Source organism: Sporosarcina limicola (assembly GCF_014873855.1).
Taxonomy (GTDB): Bacteria; Bacillota; Bacilli; order Bacillales_A; family Planococcaceae; genus Sporosarcina; species Sporosarcina limicola.
Genome location: NZ_JADBEL010000020.1, coordinates 56,121 through 78,409 on the forward strand (window position 1 = coordinate 56,121; position 22,289 = coordinate 78,409).

Genomic DNA, 22,289 nt, shown 5'->3' on the forward strand with positions numbered 1-22,289 from the left:
TGGTAGTAGATGTCACAACCTCGTGGATTGTGGCGGGCAAAAAAACTCATACCTTCTTATCTTTTGACAAGAAAAAGTCCCCTGACCGATTTTCTCGGTCAAGGGACTTTTTTATTTCATGTGGTCACATGCTAACTATGGGAATAGTCCCCAAACTCTACGAGTGACTGGTATGCAGTGAAAATCACTTAAGATTTTCGATTAAGTTAACAAAAATTTTCGATGCTTGTGCACGTGTCGTCGGATTATTTGGCATGAATTTACCTTCAGATCCAGACACAATTCCAAGATCATACATCATGGTAATTGCATTCACTGTTTCTGCATTATAATTTCCATAATCAGAGAACGGTGCTTTTTTCGATGCTTTGTATTTCTTACCTGTTTTATATTCATATGCGCGTTCAATCATTAACGCGAGTTGTGAACGCGTGATTTTATCCGCAGGCTTAAATTTGCCATTGTTCCCTTTGATAATCCCGTATTTATACGCCGCTGCAATTTCCGCTTTTGTTTCATCGGCATAATTAGCAATGTCAGTAAACGGTGCTGCTTCATCGGTAGTTATGCCCAACGTACGGACAATTAAGGAGACGGCCTGTACACGTGTTAACTGCTTGTTTGGTTTGAACGTTCCATCCGTATAGCCTTTAAAAATCCCCAATGCAGTAGCTTTTGCGATATAACTTTCTGCCCAATGACCTTTTGTATCTGTGAATGTCACAGGTGACGGATCGACTGGTTCTGGTTTAATCGGATCAGGATCCACTAGTTCTGGTTTTACTGGATCCGTATCTGGGTCTACTGGTACCGGTTTAGCTGGACCCGGGTCTACTGGTATCGGTTTAATTGGGTCTGGCGTTACTGGACCCGGATAGACTGGTGTTGGATAGACTGGATCCGGATAGACCGGTGTCGGTTTAACTGGGTCCGGAGTTACTGGACCTGGCGTTACTGGACCTGGATCAACTGGAGCCGGATTTGTTACTGTAACTTTAACTGTTACTGATTTTTCACCATGTGTAATCGTGATTGTTGTTTCACCTGCTACTGTCGCAGTGATCACGCCTGCTTTGACGGATGCGATTGCATCGCCTTCAACAATATATTTTGCATCAGCTGTTACATCAACTTCAGTAGATTCACCATCAATCGTTGTCTTTTCTGTTACTTTTACAGAATCAGTTTTACCTTTTTCTATTGAAAGAGCTGTTTTGTCGACTGAAAGGGTAACGACTGGTTCTGGATTAGGAGTTACAACTTCTGAATCCGTTACTGAAACATTGATTGTTGCAGTACTTTCACCATGTGTAATACTGACTTTTGTATCGCCTTTTTCTTTCGCAGTGATTACGCCTGCTTCGACGGATGCTACTGCATCGTCTTCAACAGCATACTTCGCTTTAGCAGTTACATCGACTTCTGTAGATACACCTTCCATTGTAGTGGTTTCCGTTACTTTAACAGTAGCCGTTTTACCTTTTTCAATTGAAAGAGCTGTTTTGTCGACTGATAGGTTAACAACAGCTTTAGTCGCAGCCATAGTTTTAACTGTAAATGCCTCAATTGTATCGTTTCCTGCGATGTCTTGTACGATCACAGAAACTTTATAGTTTTGACCTTTTTCAAGATCCTTTAGTTCAATTGAATATGTTCCATCTTCATTGATAAGGAGTTCCCCTTTATCAACCGTTTTAGATCCTTTATCTTGAACTACATAAGAAGTTTTTAGATAATTGTTGATATCAAATGCTTCTACACCAAAATGCTCTTTTAAAGCTGGTTCGAATTTGAAAAATTCATCTTCTACTTTACCATTCAATAAGAACTCGGTTCCATCAACCTCTGTTGCATTTTCGCCTGTGATTACAGACGCTGTTGATTTGACGAATACTGGTTCAATGGTTGCTGACATTGCTTTGTATGAACTTGAAAACGAGTATAACTCTAGACCATAGACACCATCATTTAATTTCTCTTTTTGAAATGTTTTCTTGTTTGTATACGTACCATCGAAGATACCTGTACCCTCTTCTGGTTTCTTGTAATTGTTGAAAATATCTCCGATTTGTTTCCACTCGTCTGGCTCATCCGTAAATCGTGCAGGATCCAGTACGATAATCGAAACTGTTGAGTTCGGTGTTTCTTTGAATTCAAATTTAAATTCAGTTGAATCCAATTTCTTGTCGCCATTTGGAGAAATCGACATGCTATCAAACCCGAATGATTTTACAAATTTATTTGACTCATCAATCGGATTAGATGGAACTGGATTGATTGGTGTCACTTCGATTGGATCTATTGGATCTACTGGATCTACCGGATCTACTGGATCTATTGGATCTACTGGATCTACCGGATCTACTGGATCTACTGGATCTACTGGATCTACTGGATCTACTGGATCTACCGGATCTATTGGATCTACTGGATCTACTCCCTCACCAAAGATGACTTTTTTAGCTTTATTACCAGCTGCATCTTCAACCATTACTGACACTGTATCTTTTTTCACATCAAGCGGCGCTAGTGGGAATGTGAATGATCCATCTTGCGCTAGTGTAACTTTTTCAGGTTGTCCCGCTTTTCCGTCTAGTGAAATTACATACGATACATGCAACTTATCATTTAAGTCATAGCTAAGCTCATATTCCTTTACTATGTCATTATATTCAATATATTTATCCGCTATTTTACCATTAGCTTGTCCATCCGTTGTAACTGAACCTACAATTTCAGGTTTCGTAGTTTTAACAACGATTGGGCCTACAAAATCGCTCACTACTTTCGGATTGCCAGATACAGTCGTTCCCTTAAAGTTAATTGTGTACAGTCCATCAGGAATTGTCGTCGAAGGTGATTTATCCCATGGTTTATATTCACCTTTAACATTCAGCGTGTACTTTCCGGCTGCGAGTGATTGGGCTGCATGAATATAGCCAATAAAGCCATCTTTGAATTCCCCGCCTTTTGGATTCATGATATCCCATATCTCAATATAATTCGCAGTTAAATCGCCTGTTAAATCGAAAGAAAGTGCTGCTTCATCATGGACGCCATCTCCATCAAACGATAGATCTGTTTCCGCAATTTTAAAGTCTTTAAATTCTACATTTGCTACTCCACCAAAGTCAACTGCAAATGGTAATGAAATATCCTCAGTATTACTTTTAATATGAATATACCCTAGGAATTCATCGCCTAATTTCACCTTTGCTTTTGAAGCAGTTAGTGTGACGTTTACCATTTGTTCGTCGTTTAATGTGAAGGTTGGTTTATCAACTGTGAGTTTTGCATCGCCGAACGTTTTTGTAGCTTCGACTGTTACTTTATAATCCCCACCAGTTGTACCCTTCAGATCTTTTACACGTATTTGTTTAGTTACTGAAAGATCTTCTTCAAGTGATTGTGGTCCGAATGTAACTGTTCCTTTTAGACTAGCTACATCTTTTTTATCTTCATAGCTCGCTGTGCCGATTGCATATGCAAGTACTTTTGCGTGTACTGCTTCGTATGGTTGAACACGTCCCGCACCTTGCGAAAAAACGTCATACTTTTCTGTGTCTATTATTTTTGCCGTGTTGGAAAGCGCAACCTTAACGTCGAACGCACTCCATGTTGGATTCGCTTGTTTAATGAGTGCCGCGATTCCTGCGATATGTGGTGTTGCCATTGACGTTCCTGTTTTACGCGCAAATGCTTTTGAATAATCGGCATCTGGATTGTCTGTTTTATACATTGGGATTGTTGACATGATGTTTGTTCCAGGCGCACTGACGTCTGGTTTAATATCAAAGTTTGGTGTAGATGGTCCACGTGAACTTGAATCGTTTACATCGTCGCCTACTGTTTTAGTGCTTTTTTCATCACTGAATATAATTTTACCGCCTGAAGTTTTAAGTTCTTCACGAATTTTCATACCGTCTGTGTAGGACATATCAACTGTAGGAAGGAAATCAAAATCATCCCCTAGGAATGTGCCCGAAGCATTCGGTGTGTTCGAGCCTGTTGCAGAGTTATGAATGACTGTTGCAATTGCACCTTTTGCTTTTGCATTTGCAATTTTTTCTACAAATGCGATATCACCACGTGCGATAAGTGCTACTTTTCCATTTACATCGATGTTAGTAAAATCAGCTGGATTGCCAATTCCAGGGATTTCTATAAGGTCATACTCACCTGCTAGTTGCTCCCCAAGATTTTCACCAAATGTTGTTGACATTAAATTAAGTTGTTCCAGATACGTATAGCCACCTGCTACAACAGAAACCTTTAGACTATGCTTTGTTTCAGGGTTCGTTGTATTCCCTACTGCAATTCCAAGTGGCGCTGTTGATGGTGTTCCCATCGTACCGCGTTTTGGCCCCTCGTTACCTGTTGCAACTACCGCAATTGTTCCTGCAAGCATTGCATTGTTAATGGCATATGAACCTGCGTCCGCTTCAGTGTTCGCACCGCCACCTAGCGAAAGGTTGATAACGTCCATTTTTTCTTGTACCGCAGTGTCAATAGCCTTTACGATTCCAGATGTAGAACCACTACCGTACGCTCCAAGTACACGGTAAGCGTATAGGTCAACTTTTGGCGCAATTCCTTTAATGCCGTATTGATTCGCACCGATTGCCGCAATTGTTCCAGCTACATGTGTTCCGTGAGATGTTTGAAAATATTTTCCTTTTGAATCGATTTCTGGTTTATGCGACGGACGTTCTGATGGTAATGTTTCTGAAGCGTCATCGTCTTTCCGCGATTTAGTATAATCAGCTGTGCTGCTTGACGGAATGAAGTTCTTTCCGCCTTTGTAGATTCCAGCAAACTCAGGGTGATGTGTATCGATACCTGTATCGAGAACAGCGACTTTAATCCCCTGCCCCTCATAACCCTCTTTCCAAAGCTTTTCTATCCCCAAGAATGGAACACTCGTATCCATATTGGCTTCTACTTGACCCTCTTTTGAGAGCGTTTCAGAAGCGTGAACTTCCGTATCAGGTTCAACAAGCGTTACGCCTTTGATTTCAATTATTTTTTCCAAGTCTTTGGCTTTAACAGTTCCCGAGAAGCCGTTTAAAACCGTATCGAATGAGAAGCCTTCTTCAAATGAGATACCTTTAATAACCATCTCTTTTTTCAAAAATACATGTTGCGCTTCTATGTTCCCTCTTACTTTAGTTTCTTCTGCGCTTGAAAGTCTTTTACCTGCTAACTCCTTAATCCCCATTTCAAGTGCTACTGGTTTTTCAGATAAATGAACAATTACAGCTACTTCTTCATTTCCCGATAAATCTTGTAAATCTTCGTGTAGTGTTGGACCCCCATCCAACATATTCAATTGCTCTGCAATTGCCGCCTTCATTTGCATAATACTTTCACTTTGGCCATTCGGCTCCAACGGATTCATTTCTTGTTCATTTGCTGATGCCGCAAACGGCGTTAGCAATGAAAGAATCATCGCAAATGCCAACATAGTACTAAAGTACTTCTTAACCTTCATTTTTTTCATTTCTAATTTCCCCTTTATTCTAAATTGTCACTTGTTTAAATTGTGTGACTATATCATTTTAGCATAAGTTTAATAGTTTTAATATAAAAAAATATATTTTTTTAATTTATTATACGTTTATTTTAATATATTTTAGATATATACAGGCTATTAACAGGACATAATCATTAATAATTAATAATATTTACATATAATAAAATTTTTGTAAATCGGAAATAATAGTATATAATAATCTCATTGACTACTAATTTCGATTGAATAACAATAGGTCTAAATACCTTTCATAAATAAAAATATTGCATACCAGTCAATCATACAACTTAGAAACTACTCTGATGTTTCATGACTATTGACAAAAAAAGAGCCTCTCCAAGCCAGATTACTGGTCGAGAGGGCGTTTAACCGTATGCCTGTAACTTAGCTGACAGCAAACAATTCTACATCTAGATACGGATAAGTAGAAGGACAACTGTGGATTCCACTCCCGACTTTTTCAGCCACCTTGGTCTGCCACCTTGTCTTGTTTATGATGAAGGGAAGCAATCCGCTTCAATTCGATTGCCTCATGTAGAGCGGTGTCCGAAATAAACGTTTCACCAGCCAAATCGACAATTGTTCGCGCAATCCGGACAAGTTTCACCTGTGTCCGGTTACTCCATTTCTCCGTAAAGCATACTTCTTTCAGATAATCAGACTGATGTTCCGAAATACAGCAAGTAGCAAGAAGCGTCTGGACGGGTATATTTCCGTTTAATAAACCTCTTCCATAACGATTTCGCTGCAACCGACGGGCCTGTTCCGTACGTTTTCTTATTTCGTCCGATGTTTCTACATCTGCCGTTTCTACAATGCCAACACTTTTTAATGTGAGGATGAAATCCAGGCGATCAAGCAGGGGGCCTGAGGCTTTCATCTGATAGGAACGTACCTGGTTTGGTGTACATATACAATACCGTTCATTCGAACCAAAATAGCCGCATGGACACGGATTAGTTGCCGCAATGAGTATAAAAGAGGATGGATATGTCACGGATTGGCTGACCCGACTAATGGTCACTTCTCCGGTTTCTAACGGTTGCTTTAGCATATCGAGCGCTTTTCTTGAAAATTCCCCCAGTTCGTCTAAAAATAAAACGTCATGATGTCCCAATGATATTTCACCCGGTTTTGGATATGTTCCACCACCAATAAGCGAAATTGCGGACGCTGAATGATGAGGGAATCGGTACGGTGGACGCACAGAAAATCCCCGTTTCTCTTTTGCTAAATGATAAATGCTATAAACCTCAAGCATCTCCTCATTGGATACATCAGGAAAAATTGTATGAAATGCGTCTGCTAGCATGCTCTTTCCGCAACCTGGAGGACCATTCAGTAATACATGATGACCGCCGGCGGCTGCAATTTCCAGTACTCGTTTTGCTCTTGAATTCCCGCGAATTGTTGCAAAGTTTGTTGTCTGGACAGATAAATCTTCCATATTCTGTTCCTCTACTATAATTTTCTTACTTTGTTGTCTACTGAACGAAGACTGTCCCCTCAAATAGCTAATAAGCTGAGCCACATCTGCAATCGGTACAAACTTCACGTCCTGTTTATCATCGAGAAATGCTAGGTCAACTGGCGGCAAAATGATCCGCTTGAATCCGAGTAGCATCGCCTGCTGGATGGAGGGGATTAACCCATAAAAATGAACTAGTTTTCCGTTTAATGATAACGAAGCAAGGACACATGTCGTATCATCCATTGGTAGCGGGTCTTCCAAGATTTCATGGAGTACCGCCAAAAGCATTGCACAATCATGGCCAGTTCCTGTCTTCCGCTTATCCGATGGTGACAGATGTATTATAATCTTCTTCATGGAAATATCTAGACTCAGTGTGTGAATACAGCTTAGAATTCTTTCTTTCGACTCCTTGATGGATGCATCTGGAAGTCCGACAATGACGAATTGATCCTTCTCTGATCGCACATTCGTCTCTACTACTATTTCATGTCCTTTCATTCCCTCTAGCCCAACACTCCTTACTATTGACTTGATTGTAAATCCCTCCTTCCACTTTTCATCACCCTATCCTACCCATAAACAAAAGGCAATTGTTGTAAAGTAATACACAATCCAACAATGCCATTTAACTTGCCCATATCGGCCTATAATTGAATTTCGAGCTCAATAAAGGCTATAAAACAAAATTTTGAAGTTATAAAAAATCCTGAAAATTATTCTTGAAATTAATGGGTAGGTGGGATAGATTAATTACTCAACCTACGATTGTATAAATAAATGTTCTCCCCTCTTATACTCATTTCGAACAAAATTGATACAAAATAGAGGAAAACCACTCGACCAATATCGAGTAGTCTTCCTCTATCGTCATTCATCAAAAATCAAAATATTGACTTAGTCATGCCGGTGACTGCGGAAGCGATGTTCACAACATTTTCTTTTGGATTTCAATGACACATTCCTCATCAAGCTCCGTCAATTTAGCAACGATTCCAATATCCATGTCTATTGCTAGAAGTCGTCGGACCATTGCTTTCTTTTCCTTTTTGTTGGGCTTGTTCAACTAGCCTGTTCTGTTGCTTGTTGGGCTTGTTCAACTAGCCTGTTCTGTTGCTTGTTGAGCCTGTTCTGTTGCTTGTTGGTCCTGTTCTATTGCTAGTTGGGCCTGTTCTGCTGCTTGTTGGGCCTGTTTCATTTTCAGCTGAGCCTCTTGCACGAGTAATTCGGCTTCACGTCTGGCTGGTTCTTCATCGAGGACGCGCTTCAACGCGCCTCAAAGGCAATCTTTGCTCCTGTGTGCCACTTAGCACTTCCCAGTTTTGGAAAGCCGTATTCAAGGTTTCATCTTTCATGGCAATATCCTCCAATTCCCTAAAGATGTCTTCATATACTTTACCATTTCGACGGTCTACCATCCCAAGCATTAATAACCAGCAAGCCAATACGTCATTCCATGGATCCAGTTTATCCGCTTTCCAATCCCGGATAAGCTTCGACATTTCGATAAAATACTCCCAGTCCCAACTCTCCAAGAAACTGCTTGAAAAAGCATAAGAATACAGAAAAAAACCCTTGACCGATTGCTCGATCAAGGGGCTTTCTTCTTTTGTGTCATCATTCATTCAATGTCAGAACCATGTCTGAATTGGGTGAGTGACTGGCACGCGTTGTTCTTTTGATGGTATTAGTTTTTGATACCGATTGAAGTGAATGATGCTTTACCTTCTTGACCTGCTTTTTCTGTCAAAGTTAATACAGTCGCAGCAGATGTTGCTGATAGTGAGCTGTCTTGAACAGTCACAGATACAGCTAAGTTAGTTAAGTCTTCAGCCAAAGTACCACTTGCAACAAATGTCGTTCCGTTAGTAACTGTACCTGCAGTATAAACTTTTCCGTTCACTGTTACTTTTTGACCATCAACAATATCGGCAGTGAAAGTATAAGTTGCTGTTCCTACTGCAACAACTTTAGCCGGTGTTGGGCTTACTACAACGCTACCAAATGCAGCTACGGTAGAAGTTACTGTTAAAGTTGCAGCAGTATCTTTTACAGTAATTACAACGCGATTGTCAACAACTGTTGCAGTCACTACTGTCGGAAGTGCAGCATTAATTTTCCCTGCAATTACTTCAGCTGTGTCAGTTCCATCAATATTAATAGCTGCTGTAGGAGCAGTTGCAACAGATCCAACAGTCAAGTTAAGTGTCGCACTTGGGAAGTTAGAAGTGACAATAGCCGCACTTTTAAATTGTGCTGCTTTTGCAGATTCCGCTGTTCCAACGCCAGGTGTTACTGTAGTTGGAGCAACAAATGCATCAGACGTAGTAACCGCTCCTGTTGTGCTTCCAGTACCTTTTACTTCAAGACGGATTGTATGTGCTCCATCTGTACCTTTTGTAAATGTAACTGTAGATCCACCAGCAATAAAACGCTCGAAATCATAAAGTGTAGTTTCAGTATACGTTTGTGCAGCTGTAAGTGATCCAGTGCCGCCTTTTAGAATCTCATCTGCTACAAAGAATCTTGCTTTCGTATAATCAATTACACCGTTATATTTCGTTAATTTCATTGTGTTCTTCTCTAGATTTGCCCACTCTACAGGAGTGCTTGCTACGAAGTTTGGAGCATCTAAAGTAGATGTGAAATTAGCTTTCGCTGTATGGTTTCCAAGGTTAATTGGACGGTCTGTTTTGTTAGTAGCATTTGGAATTGCTGTTCCGTTTGCTTTTACTTCAACAGAAGTTGTTTTATTACCTACAGACTCAACTTTGATTTCAGGTACAACAGCACTGATTGTTGATGTTGTCAAGCTACGGTTTGGTGATACAACTTGACCGTTTACAGTGATTTCGTTAGCACCATTATTGAATACTGTGAATGAAGCTTCAATGCGATCATATCCAGCAGGTAGAGACATTGCTTTACCACTTTGGTTTGCAGCAGTAAATTTGAATACAGCTGTTTCAAGACCTGTGAATTCTACTTTAGCTGTATCTTTAGTAGTAACAAGATACGCTTTCACTGCACCTTCAGTAAGTTTTGCATCTGCAAAGTAAGAGATTGGAGCGATTTTGAATGGTTCGCCATCGTCAAAGTTACCGTCTTTTGCATTGCTTGTGTTAATGTCAAGCCAAACAATTGGTGTTGCATAGTCTTTTAGATCGTCACTGCTGATTGTGAATGTAGCTTCACCTTTAGCATCTGTTTTCACAGTGATTTGTTTAGCAGTACCAGTAACTTTCTTATCATCATCTGTGAAGTATGCTTTTGTATTTGTGTTGATGTTACGATCAATGTCTTCGTTGAATGCAACGTTTACGATTTCGTTTGCAGCTGCTTTACCATCTTTTGTTTTCAAAACGACTTTGTATTCACGTCCGTTTGCTTCGTAACGAGCAGCTTCTTCGCCACCTTCACGAGTAACGTCGATTACGTAGTCTGCTTGAGTTGCTCCAAATACAAGTTTCTCAGCTTGTGCTTGAAGTTTAGTAGCATCCCAAGTTTTTACGTCTGTGTTGTTTACTACTTGGTTAAGGAATACAACCGGTGTAACTGATGTGTTGTGTCCAGATACAGTGAAAGTAGCTTCACCTTTGCTGTCTGTTACAACTTCAGCAGTCATTGGTGCAGTTCCGTTTGCTAATTGCGTTGGGTTCGTGCCGTTTACAGTCGCTTTAGACATTTTGTCGATTGTGACACCAACGTTTTCAACGAATGATACGTGCATTTTTTGGTTTGCAACAGCAGTTCCTGTTTTAGGATCTTTGTACGTAACTTTGTATACTTTGCTTGCGCCGTTGGCTACGCTGTTACCTTGTTTGTCGTCCTGTGCTTTAACTGTAAGGATTGAGTCAACTCCCCAGTATACAGTAGCTAGACTACGTACTGCTGGTGCGCCTGTTGGGTATGCAACTACTTCATCGCTAAGTCCAGCAACATATTGCGTGTAAGAGTAAGTTGCAACTCCATCCGCATTTGTTGTTACTTCTTCGATGAAGTCTTTGTTCAATTTAGAACCAGCTGCTACGTTAAATGTTACAGGAACGCCTGCTTCTTTAACGCCGATGTCAGCTTTAAGTGTCACTTCTTTACCAACTACACCTTGTACTGAGCTTGTAGTGATAGTGATTTTCGTTGGAATAACACCAGAGATTCCTTTGAAAGTACCGATTGTATTTTCGCCAGATTTAACTGTGTATTCTTTGTCTCCTGTTTGAACAGCAGTTGTAAGAACAACTACTTTGCTATCTGTTTGTTTAACAGCAGCATTAGAGATTGCTAGACCTTCGATAGTGAATTTAAGTGAGTTAATATCTGTAATAGCTTCTTTGAAAGAAACTTCAACAGTCGTCGCGTTAATTGCTTTAACTGCTGCAGTAGCTCCCGTTGTTACGCCAGTTACTTTAGAGTAATCTGTGTTAATTGCTTTGTGTAGGAATGTTGCAAAGTGTCCACGAGTTGTAGATCCTTTTGGATTGAAGCTAGCAACTGTTGGGTTCGTGATATCGAAGAAATCAAGAACGTCAATTGCACCTTGTGCTTCAGCTTTTGCAGATGCAAGGTCTGTAACATCACGTTTGAATTCTTGGCCTGCTACATAAGTATTTAGGTCGATTTTTTTCACGCTATCAAATGCGCGAACAATAACGACTGCCATGTTTTCACGTGAGATTTTGTCGCCAGCCAATAGACGGCCGTTGCTTCCGTTGAATACGCCATTATCTTTAACGACTGCTGCATATTCCAAAAGCTCTTTGTTTGATTTTGATGTCAAATCTGAGAAACGTGGTTTTGACACAGCGTCAGCTGGAATAGATGCTCCTTCTTTAACGAGCCATTTACCAAGCAATTTAACAACGTCAGAACGTGTTAGTGTTTTGTTTGGTTGGAATGTACCGTCTGGGTATCCAGAGATAACACCTGCATCAGATAATGCATTGATTGCCTCTTGGTGCGTGTTCCCTTTTGTGTCTTTGAAGTCTGCCGCGCTTGCTACTGGTGCTACTGCAGTTGCTACTAGAGCCGCTGATGCAGCGCCGATTACGAACTTACGGTATTTCGTTGGTTGGTTAGCCATTGAATAATTTCCTCCTCTTAGATAGAAATAAAATTTGTCATCTACTTTCACGGCAAAATGAAAGGTAGAAGCCATTACACACTAAAGTATAGTTACTAACAGCGTGGATGTCAATTGTAAATTAGTATTATCGCAAATTCTTTTGCAAATTGTACTAGACTCCTGTGCCGCTTCTACTATTCTATCGTATTTAGAATATATATCAAGTATTTTACTGCTTTTGGTGAAAAGATACAGTACGATTGTGATTGAATGGGGGCGTGAGTTGCGAGAAACTGACACCGGCATTGTGGATAGGGCGGCGTTTGTTTGTCGTGATGGGGATGCCAGTCACTCGGAAATCCATTTATGGAGAAATGTTCATTGGAGTGTTTAAATTGCTTGGCGTTGTGGGTTGCGAGTCACTCAGAGATTCTTTTATAGGGAGACGTTCAGTGGCGTATTTAAATTTTTCTATGATTTTCGACTTTTGTTTTATTAAGAATAACAAAAAAACTTGAACAGATGGGAACTGTTCAAGTTTTTTTGTGCGGTCAACCAACCGTTTCGTCCTGCATGGCGTTTGTTATATATTATAGAGGAAATTATCCTTACACTTTCGTATTCTAACATCTTATGTCGCAAATTACAAGCGTGTTTTTCTTATTTCTGCGTTAAAACTTTGATTAAAAACTTCGGAAGGGTCATTTGTCTTTTTAGACGGCTCGGTTCTTTTAAGAGCCGGTAGAGCCATTCAGCACCCACTCGCTGAAATACGGCTGGTGCTCGTTTCACATTACCCGCTAGGACATCGAATGAACCGCCCACTCCTTGAAAAAGAGTTGGGTGGAGTCGATCCCGATATTGCTCAATCCACTGCTCTTGTTTTGGAGAACCCATGGCGACAAATAGGATAGCCGGTTGTGCTTTATTGATGGTTTGGATAACTTTTTCCGAGTCTGGCTCATAGCCGTCTTGTGTGCCAGCAACAATGAGAGCTGGGTATGTGTCTTTCAATTTCTGAGCCGCCTTGTCGGCGACGCCTGGTTTTGCACCGTAAAGGTAGATGGCATGTCCGGTTCTTGCCGCCTCTCTCACGATGCGATCCATCATGTCGACACCTGTGACACGGGCTGTGATGTTGCCTTTTTTTAATTTTGACGCGATGATGACGCCGATACCGTCTGGAATTTGAAATTCTGCACGGTTTAGGAGTGCTTTGAGTTCTGGATCCTCTTTCGCTTTCATAAGCTTTTCCGGGTTGATGGCGACGATGAGTGATTTTTTCTTGTCGTCGATGTTACGGAATAACTGCGGGATCAATGCGTCATAGTTTTCAGTATTGACGTTGACGCCAAGGATGTCTTCTTTCATATAGAAGGAAGTCCTTTGTTCTTGCCGTCGCCGAGTTTATAGAACCGGAATCCGGCTTGTTCCCACTTGTCCCGGTTAAGTGCATTTTTAGTGTCAAGAACGAGTGGTTTCTTGTTTTTTGTTATAAGCGTTTGCGGATTAAGATTTTTGAATTCTGTATGGTCTGTCGTCAGGATGAGTAGGTCAGCGTTCGCTGTTGCCTCTTCGATGGTTGCCACTTGTGTTGGGTGTTGCAATTCTTTTATATGTGGATCGAATGAGACTACGGTCAGGCTCAAATTTTGCAGTTCTTTAATGACTTCTGTAGAAGGGCTTTCTCGTAAATCGTCGACGTCACCTTTGAATGCGAGGCCTAGAATGGTGATGTTACCGTTTTGGATGCCCCGTTCTTCAAGAAGGCTTTGTGCTTTTTGTGCTGTGAACTTCGGCATACCGTTATTCGTTAAGCGTGATTTCTTGATGACTTCGGCGTTTTCCGGACTTAATTCCACCAAAAACCATGGATCTACAGCGATGCAGTGTCCGCCTACGCCTGGCCCTGGGAGGTGAATATTGACGCGTGGATGGAAGTTAGCGAAACGAATCGCTTCCCAGATGTCGACGTCGATTGTTTCAGCGATTTTTGCAAGTTCGTTGGCAAAAGCAATATTGACATCGCGGTAGGTGTTTTCCATTACTTTGACGAGTTCTGCTGTTGTCGCGTCAGTGAGATGAATTTCTCCTTGGACGAATGTTTTGTAGAGCTCTTTTGTCATTTCGGCCGATTTTGGTGTGATGCCGCCGACGATGCGATCGTTATTGATGAGTTCTTCAAAAATTTTGCCTGGGATGACACGTTCCGGTGAGTGGGAGACAAATAGCTCTTCGCCGAGAATCAGGTTTGATTTCCGAAGTTCTGGCAACATGACGTTTTCGACGGTTTTCGGTGGTACAGTCGATTCCAGGATGACGAGTGCGCCTTTGTTAAGGTAAGGCACGATGGAGGCTGTCGCTGTCCGAATAAATTCTAAGTTTGCCGTGTTATCCGGGTTAATGGGCGATGGGACGGCGATGATATAGACGTCTGCTTCAACCGGTTGCGTGGAGACGGTGAACAGTTTGGAGTCGATGGCTTGTTCGAGTCGTTCTCCGAGTCCGTTTTCTTCTATATGAAGTTGTTTATTGGCAATCATAGAGACGGCCTTTTCGTTCAAATCGACGCCGTGTACTTGTACACCGCTGTTTGCGAACATGACTGCTGTGGGTAGGCCGATGTAGCCGAGTCCGATGACGCATAGTTTTTTTTGCATGGCTGTTGGTCCTTTCGTTTTGGGGTGCTTGTCTATGTAAACATCTGTTGATTATAGCATTGGGTGTGTAAAGTTGCGAGTGACTTGTCACTGATACGGTTCTGTTAGGGGGTGGTGCTTGTATTAGGGGAGGACTTTTTTTAAGGTGATGTGGTGACAGGCACTCGGATGTTATTGAGGTTAGCTTGGTTATTTAATTAGTAATCCTTATTATAGTAGAAACCGTCCAAGGAGCTGGACGGTTTGTTGGTGTGATTTAGTTATTTATTTGCGAATATGTGAACCCAGTAGGTTGTCCCATCAGCACGGGTGGCAAAACCTGCGCCAATCTGCGTGAAGTTGGTATTGATAATATTACTGTAGTGGCCTGGTGAATTCATCCATCCCTTAACAACTGTTTCGGGTGTCGGGTATCCTTCTGCAATGTTTTCACCATATCCTCCCCATTTATAATTGAAGTGGGTGAGCATTTTGCCAGGGTCTCCGTATGTCGGTGATACATGGTCGTAATAGTTGTTTTTCGCCATATCTTCTGCTTTTATTTGAGCAATTCGGGATAGCTCGATGTCGTGATTGAATTCTTGTTGGTTACGACTTTTCCGGTGTTCATTGACAAGTTCGATGGTTTTGACTGCTTTGGCCGGAGTTACAGTGCCGCCGCCAGGATTACCAGTATTCCCACCTGCGAGACTAACAGCTTGAGCAAATGCGGTTTGTAGACTTATCGCTGTATAACCAGTTGCAGGTTTGTTCGTCAACAAAGATGCAATTACTTTAGCTTTATCTACAGCTGCTAATTTAGCATATTCAGTTGTATTAAGTTGTAATGCCGCTGCATTAGTTTCAAGCACAGCTTGTAATGTGTTAGCTGAAGCGGCATTAATTGCTGCTAGAGCCGGGTGCACTGCTGGGACGTTAACTTTCCCAATAGCGATAGCAAGTCCATTTTGGAGTGCTGCTACTGTGCCGTGCGTGTTAGCTAATAATTCAGCGTTGACAGTCGGTTTGTCAGTAGGAGCCACTGTATTGTAAGCTGTCAAGTCAAGTCCAGGTACCGCTTTCAATGCTGCAACTAGAGCAGTTTCATCTGCTGCTGCGTTTACTGCTGCTAACGCAAGGGTTACCTGAGCAGCATATGCTGTTGCGTAAACTTCCCTCAAACGAATTTCAGTGTAATCTGTCACACCGCCAGAAGACTTACTGTCAAGAACAGCTTGGGCTAGTGCTTTTTTTTGATTCGTATTTAATGCGCCAAATGGTGGCGTTAGTCCAGCATTTTCAAGCGCAACTACAACTGTGTCTGGTGATGTTGCTGCATTGACCGCTCCAAGTGTAGTTGAAATGGGTTGATTTGGGTTTGGGTTTGGATTTGGATTTGGATTTGGATTTGGATTTGAATTCGAATCTGAATTCGGTTTTGATGGAACGGTACTTCCGGAAGTGTTGCCAACTTGTTGTGTAGCAAATGTTATTTTGTCAGCTTGGGCTTGAAGTTTAGTCACTTCATACTTCGTGCTGTCAGTTTGTGCATTATCAACAAATACAACCGGTGTTACAGCTGTGTTATGACCAGATACTGTGAATATTGCTTCACCTTGTGCGTCTGTTACAACAGATGCAACAATTGGCTCTTCGTTAGTCACTAGTTGATGTGGGTTTACACCGTTAACTGTCGCTTTAGTTAGTTTATCAACAGCTACATTTATGTTTTCAGCAATTGTTACATTGAATTTTTGATTTGCAACTGGTTTGCCTGATGTAGGATCAAGATAGATTACTTTATACGTCTTATCTTCTCCATTAGTTACATTGTTGCCTTTTTTATCTTGCGCTTCAACTGTCAAGATGGTGTCAACACCCCAGAATACGTAGGCAAGGCCACGAACTGTTGGAGCCGCTGTTGGGTAAGCAACAACTTCGTCATTACCTGCCGCATTTTGTGTGTAGGTAAATGTTGCAATTCCGTCAGCGTTTGTAATTGTTTCAAACACTTGGTCTTTATTAAGTAGAACGAGTGTGTCTGTTGTAACGTTGAATGTAACAGGAATATCTGCTTGTTTCACGCCTACGTTAGCAGAAAGAGTTGTTTGTACGCCGACTTTGCCTTGTACGGATTTCGCAGTTAGTTCGATTGTAGTTGGAATCATAGCTGACATACCTTCGAATGAACCAATTGCTTTGCCATTCAATGCAGCTATGTATTTCTCTCCGCCTTTTTGTACAGCAGTTGTCAATACCACAGTTTTTGTATCCGTTTCTTTAATAGCTACGTTAGAAATTGTTAAACCTTCAATCGTGAAGGTAAGTAAGTTAACGTTCTCAACTACATCTTTGAGTGTTACCTCAACAGTAGTAGCGTTAATGGCCCTAACTGTTGAAGTACTAGTTACAACTCCAGTCACTTTAGAGAAGTCCGTATTGATTGACTTGTGAAGGAATGTTGCAAAGTGTCCACGGGTGGTAGATCCTTGTGGATTGAAGTTTGCCACTTCTGGGTTCGTGATGTCGAAGAAATCGAGCACGGTGATAGCAGCTTGTGCTTCAGCTTTTGCAGTAGACAAGTCTTTAACGTCCTGTTTGAAATTTTGGCCTGCTACATAACTGGTTAACTCGATGCCTTTTACGCTATCAAATGCGCGAACAAGGACAACCGCCATGTTTTCACGAGTGATGTTGTCGCCAGCTAGTAGACGACCGTTGCTTCCATTGAATATGCCGTTGTCTTTAACAACTGCCGCAAATTCCAAAAGCTCTTTGTTAGATGTAGATTTTAGGTCTGTGAAACGTGGGTTTGATACAGCGTCTGTTGGAATTTCATATCCTTCAGATACAAGCCATTTACCCAACAATTTAACAACGTCTGAACGTGTTAATGTTTTGTTCGGTTGGAATGAACCATCTGCGTAACCGGAGATAACTCCTGCATCAGATAGCGCTTTGATAGCCTCTTCGTGCGTGTTGCCTTTTGTGTCTGTAAAAATTGCTGCGCTTGCTACTGGTACTACTGCTGTCGCTACTAGAGCAGCCATTGTAGCGCTGGCTAAAAACTTGCTGTACTGCGATTGATAGTTTGCCATTGACTTATTTCCTCCTCTTAGTTTAGAAATAAGGCAAATCATCTACTTCCACGGCAAAATGAAAGATAGAATCCATTGCCCACTAAAGTATAGTTAGCTACTAGAAGGATGTCAATTACACGTCAGTCATATAATCCCATCGTTAGTCAATGCGGAGTACATCCAAAAAAATGACAAGTAGTCCTTATTCGAATGAATCACTAATGATGATGTCAGTGCGTATGCCTTGTTTGGTTGTGCGGCCGACTGCATTTGTGAGTCCTGGATGGATGATGAGGACGTAGGATGCACTTGGTTGCAGTTTTTTGCTAGGGAAGACATCGAGCGTGTTGTCATTGTTCCATTTAGTTGTGATTGGGACTGCGACGCCTCCATGTTTTATGAGTTCCACTTTGCTTGGCATTCTTAGTTGTGTAAAGTTCATGGGTTGTGTGAATTGGATATGAAACGTTTTATCGGTCGGGACGTTTTTTAGGTCAACCGTTTGTTTGTATTGTTTATTGTTGAATGATTTGTTTAGCAAATGTTGATGGATGGTGATGAGTTCTTTGTCAGGTTTGGTTTTAATGGTTGGGATGATGCCTTTTTTGTGAACTTTAGCTCCTTTTGGACCGGTGAATTCGCCGATGGTCAGTTTTAACGCGCTGCCATCTTTGAATTCGAAGAACGCTTGGACGGTCCCCTTCCCTTTTGTTGTTTCGCCTACAAGTGTTGCAGCTTGCTGGTCTTGTAGTGCCGCAGCTACGATTTCGGATGCGGATGCGGAATAACGATTTAGGAGGACGTAGGTCTGTTGTGGAAACTTGGTTTTTGCTTGAACCGGTTTAACTATTTTCTTTCCTTCACGTGTTGAGATATGGTAGGCGTCTGTTACGCTAGGGAAGAATCCTAGGAGCTGCTCGGCGCTTTCTACGTAGCCCCCGCCGTTGTAGCGAAGGTCAATGATGAGTTTCGTCACGCCCGATTTTTTCAGCTTCGCCCAATGTGCTTCGACTTCATGGCTTAAACTGGTTGAGAAAGTTGTGATTTTTATATAGCCGATGTTGCCGTAAAGTATGGATGATGTGACGACAGGTTTTGCAGTTGTTGTTATTGTTTTTGCTACGGGCAATGCTTTGTGTTTGGTGTCGGCTGCGATATATGCACGGTATTCTTCTGCTGTCAGGTAGCGAGAGTATTCGTCGAGCTCGTCGATGATTTCGTCGATGCTTTTCAGCTTGTAAAGGTTTTTCGGGATTTCTCCATAGTAAAATGCGTCGACGAAGAATTTGATGTCGTCGAGATCTGCCACTTGGTTAGCTGTTGCTGTTGTTGCTGTTGCTTGGTTTGCGGCTTGTATGGTAGGTGTGAATTGGTATAGTGTTAGAATGGCGAGTAATAGTGCAGCGAGTTGTTTTCTCATAATGAATCGTCCTCCTTTTCGCAGCGGGTAATGATGCTATCTACTATACCCTATTTTAGTGTGGTAGAGACAGGGGTTTAATTTTGAAAGGGTATATAAATGAAGGAAAGTAAATCTGATTATTGAACGTTTGAAAAATACATAGCAATTAGAATGCCAAACTCTGATAAGGATTAGAGTTTGGCATTCTTTCAGCTTACTTTTCTCTTTCACTATGTAGAACTAATGATTCTAGTGCAAATTAATTATGTTAGCAATTACATAGGGCGGTTGATGATTACAACTTTTTGTTGTCGGTTATCTTTTTCCTATTGAAAAAAATAACCGCCCCCTCTGATAAGGTATGACGGTTATTACTGTCTAAATTTGGGCCAACCGCTCTTCTTGGGGTTTGTAGTTGTCAGGTCGAGTGGTAACGCATTCGGATTTTGTTATGTTGTGCATTTCTATCAAGAATATTCTCAGTTTTGATTAGACAAGTGGTGGATCTGGGACAATATGACGTTCTTGGTTTCGCCAATTGGTAATCCAGTGCTCTAACCGGTTCATGGCTATTTCAAGTTGGTCGAAGGCATAGGCGTAGGAAATCCGGATATAGCCTTCGCCGTATGATGTGAAGGCGCTGCCTGGTACAACAGCGACTCCAGCTTCATTTAGTAATGTGAGTGCTAATTGTTCGGAGGTCATATTGAATTGTTTAATTGAAGGAAACATGTAAAATGCACCATTCGGTTTGACGGTGGGAAGTCCCATATTGGTAAGACGATTATAGATGTAGTTACGTCTTCGAATATAGTCCGGGTTCATATCCGCTGGTGTGTGCTCGCATTCGGTTAGTGCGCAAATAGCTGCGTATTGGGACGGTACGCTTGCGCAGATGGTGTTGTAGCCGTGTACTTTGGCGGCTTGTTGCATCCATTCGGTAGCAGTAAGTAGGAATCCGATTCGCCAACCGGTCATTGAATGCGATTTAGATAGTCCATGAATGAGGAACAGTTTGTTCTTGAGTTGCGGATAGTGGGCGAATGAATGATGCTCCCCTTCAAATATATTTTCACTGTATATTTCGTCTGAGATAATGAAGATATCATGTTTGCTGAGTAGTTCAGCGAGCTGGTCCATCGTCTCACGCGGGATAGTAGCTCCGGTCGGGTTGGAAGGATAATTGAAAACGACCGCTTTTGTTTTAGGTGTGATAAGTTGTTCAAGTTGAGCCGGATTCGGAATGAAGTCGGTTGTCGTTGTGTCGAGATAGATTGGTTTTGCGCCAGCAAGTGTAATGAGCGGTTCGTAGCCGGCGTAGATAGGTGCTGGCAAGATGACTTCGTCACCTTCTTCGATTATTGTGCGAAATACGGTGTCCATCGCTTCACTTGCGCCAGTTGTGACGATGATTTCGGTTTGCGGATCGTAGGTGAAGTCGTATTTGTTAGTAAAGAAGTTGGATACTGCTTGCCGAAGTTCGAGCAGACCGGCGTTGTGTGAGTAGACGGTTTTATTTGTTACGATCGCTGTACAACCGGCTTCTTTGATACGTTCGGGCGTCGGAAAATCGGGTTGACCGATTGTCAGGTTGATGGCATCCGGATAGTTCGTGAGCAGGTTGGAGATTTTTCGGATGCCAGATGATTCGATTGATTGTACGCGCGAGTTGATGGTGAGCGCCATGGTAGTTCCCCCTTTTTGTTTGGCGGCTGGGCTTGGGATGATGGTTCTGGATGTGGCCGCCTGTTAGGTTTAGTTTACTGAATTTTTTGATTGGTGGATAGGGGGAGTTTTTGGCGTGTTCTGCGGTTTCGTGAGCTAAGTACTTTAATTCCTAGTTTTCACTCCGCATTTTTCGTTTCTTCCATAGGTCTTCTGCTGCTCCAGAGCCTAGGATGACACCGGTGATAATGAAGATTAGACCGATAAGGTGGCGACTGGTGATGATTTCGCCTAGGAAAAGTGCTGAGCCTAGTAGGGAGAACATGGTGTTGAAATTGATGAAGATGGCAGCTTTGGATGGGCCGACTTTTCCGACTGAATAGTTGTAAAGCATGTGTCCCACGGCAGTTCCGATGATGCCGCTCGCGAAGAATGCGAGCCAGAATAGTGGTGGTACTGTAGCGAAGGCATGGATTTCGCCGGGTTCTTGGATGAGACTGATAATGAAAAGAATCGGGCTACCGATGAGCATCATGTAAGCGGTTAGTAATCGTGGATCGATTGTTTTGGCCGCTTTGGCGATGATTAGGAATGAGAGTACTTGTGTCAGAATCGCGAGAAAGACGAAAATATCACCTAGTGCAAGGCCACCTAGTCCCCCACCTGCGAGGATGACAGAGCTTACGCCTATGAGTCCGAGTAGGAAACCAATCCATTGCATTTTCGTCGGGTAGTTTCGCATGATCAGTGAGACTAAGATTACGGTTAGAACGGGGCCTGTTCCGAGTATCAGTCCGGCGTTGGATCCTGTTGTTCGGGCTATGCCCATGTTCAAGAAATAGTGATGACAAACGACGTTCAATAGCGAGCCAAGGATAATGAATTTCCACTCATTTTTTGTTGGTAAGCGCATGAGTTTAAACGCTTGTAAGATGATGAATACGGAGACGGCTGCGAGTAGGATTCGGAAACTTGTCATGGTGACCGGATCGACGTATGTAACCATGTATTTAAGGAGTGGTAAGTTGAATCCCCAGATGGCCATGGCGGTGGTTAATAATGCGTAAATTTTCCACATTTTCATGGGATTCACTCCTTTTATTATTTGGATGGATGAAGTCGGGTTTGTTGCAGCTTAAGTATACATCATTTTACGGTGGTTGACATGACGCTTCGATGGGGGGATTGGTCGCTTCGATGGGGGGATTGGTCGCTTGGATGGAGGAATTGGTCGCTTCAATGGGGGAATTGGTCGCTTCGATGGGGGAATTGGTCGCTTCGATGGGGGAATTGGTCGCTTCGATGGTGGGATTGGTCGCTTCGATGGGGGGATTGGTCGCTTCGATGGAGGAATTGGTCGCTTCAATGGGGGAATTGGTCGCTTCGATGGGGGAATTGGTCGCTTCGATGGGGGAATTAGTCGCTTCGATGGAGGAA

The 22,289-nt window shown here is 42.1% G+C and carries 12 protein-coding genes; 1 reads left to right on the forward strand and 11 read right to left on the reverse strand.

The features are described from left to right. Window positions 1-184 precede the first annotated feature (184 nt). From H4683_RS21970 to H4683_RS15490, 11 genes are all read right to left on the reverse strand, one after another. Entirely contained in the window at window positions 185-5,500 is a 5,316-nt protein-coding gene (locus H4683_RS21970) for a S8 family serine peptidase (RefSeq protein ID WP_192599727.1), read from the reverse strand. A 493-nt stretch (window positions 5,501-5,993) separates the two neighbouring features. Next, window positions 5,994-7,505 (reverse strand): YifB family Mg chelatase-like AAA ATPase, encoded by a 1,512-nt coding sequence (locus tag H4683_RS15445; RefSeq protein WP_192599728.1) that lies wholly within the window; start codon window positions 7,503-7,505, stop codon window positions 5,994-5,996. 595 nt (window positions 7,506-8,100) lie between these two features. Continuing rightward, a complete protein-coding gene (locus tag H4683_RS15450) occupies window positions 8,101-8,274 on the reverse strand; it encodes a hypothetical protein (RefSeq protein WP_192599729.1) in 174 nt (57 codons plus the stop codon). After that, complete coding sequence (locus tag H4683_RS15455; protein WP_192599730.1) at window positions 8,255-8,506, reverse strand: hypothetical protein; 252 nt, start codon at window positions 8,504-8,506, stop codon at window positions 8,255-8,257. The genes H4683_RS15450 and H4683_RS15455 overlap by 20 nt, the downstream gene beginning before the upstream one ends. A gap of 185 nt (window positions 8,507-8,691) precedes the next feature. Further along, window positions 8,692-12,084, reverse strand: coding sequence for an S-layer homology domain-containing protein (locus H4683_RS15460; RefSeq protein ID WP_192599731.1), 3,393 nt, complete (start codon window positions 12,082-12,084; stop codon window positions 8,692-8,694). 642 nt (window positions 12,085-12,726) lie between these two features. After that, window positions 12,727-13,437: a WecB/TagA/CpsF family glycosyltransferase gene (locus tag H4683_RS15465; protein ID WP_192599732.1), complete on the reverse strand. Its 711-nt coding sequence runs from the start codon at window positions 13,435-13,437 to the stop codon at window positions 12,727-12,729. Next, the gene (locus H4683_RS15470; protein ID WP_192599733.1) at window positions 13,434-14,726 is read right to left on the reverse strand and encodes a nucleotide sugar dehydrogenase; all 1,293 of its coding nucleotides are present in this window, start codon (window positions 14,724-14,726) and stop codon (window positions 13,434-13,436) included. Before H4683_RS15470 ends, H4683_RS15465 begins: the two co-directional genes overlap by 4 nt. Before the next feature lie 260 nt (window positions 14,727-14,986). Then, window positions 14,987-17,803, reverse strand: coding sequence for a CAP and S-layer homology domain-containing protein (locus H4683_RS15475; RefSeq protein ID WP_192599734.1), 2,817 nt, complete (start codon window positions 17,801-17,803; stop codon window positions 14,987-14,989). Window positions 17,804-17,987: 184 nt separating this feature from the next. Next, on the reverse strand, window positions 17,988-19,205 hold the full coding sequence (locus H4683_RS15480) for a S41 family peptidase (RefSeq protein WP_192599735.1): 1,218 nt from the start codon (window positions 19,203-19,205) through the stop codon (window positions 17,988-17,990). Between the two features lie 471 nt (window positions 19,206-19,676). Then, on the reverse strand, window positions 19,677-20,873 hold the full coding sequence (locus H4683_RS15485) for an aminotransferase class I/II-fold pyridoxal phosphate-dependent enzyme (RefSeq protein ID WP_192599736.1): 1,197 nt from the start codon (window positions 20,871-20,873) through the stop codon (window positions 19,677-19,679). Window positions 20,874-21,024: 151 nt separating this feature from the next. Beyond that, complete coding sequence (locus H4683_RS15490; protein WP_192599737.1) at window positions 21,025-21,936, reverse strand: DMT family transporter; 912 nt, start codon at window positions 21,934-21,936, stop codon at window positions 21,025-21,027. A gap of 101 nt (window positions 21,937-22,037) precedes the next feature. Here H4683_RS15490 and H4683_RS15495 point away from each other — a divergent pair. Continuing rightward, the coding region (locus tag H4683_RS15495; protein ID WP_192599738.1) for a hypothetical protein at window positions 22,038-22,289 on the forward strand (252 nt) is incomplete at its 3' end.

What these genes read in the sequence shown, in the direction of transcription:
- H4683_RS21970 (WP_192599727.1), bottom strand. Translation starts at nt 5,500, where the DNA reads ATGAAAAAAATGAAGGTTAAGAAGTACTTTAGTACTATGTTGGCATTT.
- H4683_RS15445 (WP_192599728.1), bottom strand. Translation starts at nt 7,505, where the DNA reads ATGAAAGGACATGAAATAGTAGTAGAGACGAATGTGCGATCAGAGAAG.
- H4683_RS15455 (WP_192599730.1), bottom strand. Translation starts at nt 8,506, where the DNA reads ATGTCGAAGCTTATCCGGGATTGGAAAGCGGATAAACTGGATCCATGG.
- H4683_RS15460 (WP_192599731.1), bottom strand. Translation starts at nt 12,084, where the DNA reads ATGGCTAACCAACCAACGAAATACCGTAAGTTCGTAATCGGCGCTGCA.
- H4683_RS15465 (WP_192599732.1), bottom strand. Translation starts at nt 13,437, where the DNA reads ATGAAAGAAGACATCCTTGGCGTCAACGTCAATACTGAAAACTATGAC.
- H4683_RS15470 (WP_192599733.1), bottom strand. Translation starts at nt 14,726, where the DNA reads ATGCAAAAAAAACTATGCGTCATCGGACTCGGCTACATCGGCCTACCC.
- H4683_RS15475 (WP_192599734.1), bottom strand. Translation starts at nt 17,803, where the DNA reads ATGGCAAACTATCAATCGCAGTACAGCAAGTTTTTAGCCAGCGCTACA.
- H4683_RS15480 (WP_192599735.1), bottom strand. Translation starts at nt 19,205, where the DNA reads ATGAGAAAACAACTCGCTGCACTATTACTCGCCATTCTAACACTATAC.
- H4683_RS15485 (WP_192599736.1), bottom strand. Translation starts at nt 20,873, where the DNA reads ATGGCGCTCACCATCAACTCGCGCGTACAATCAATCGAATCATCTGGC.
- H4683_RS15490 (WP_192599737.1), bottom strand. Translation starts at nt 21,936, where the DNA reads ATGAAAATGTGGAAAATTTACGCATTATTAACCACCGCCATGGCCATC.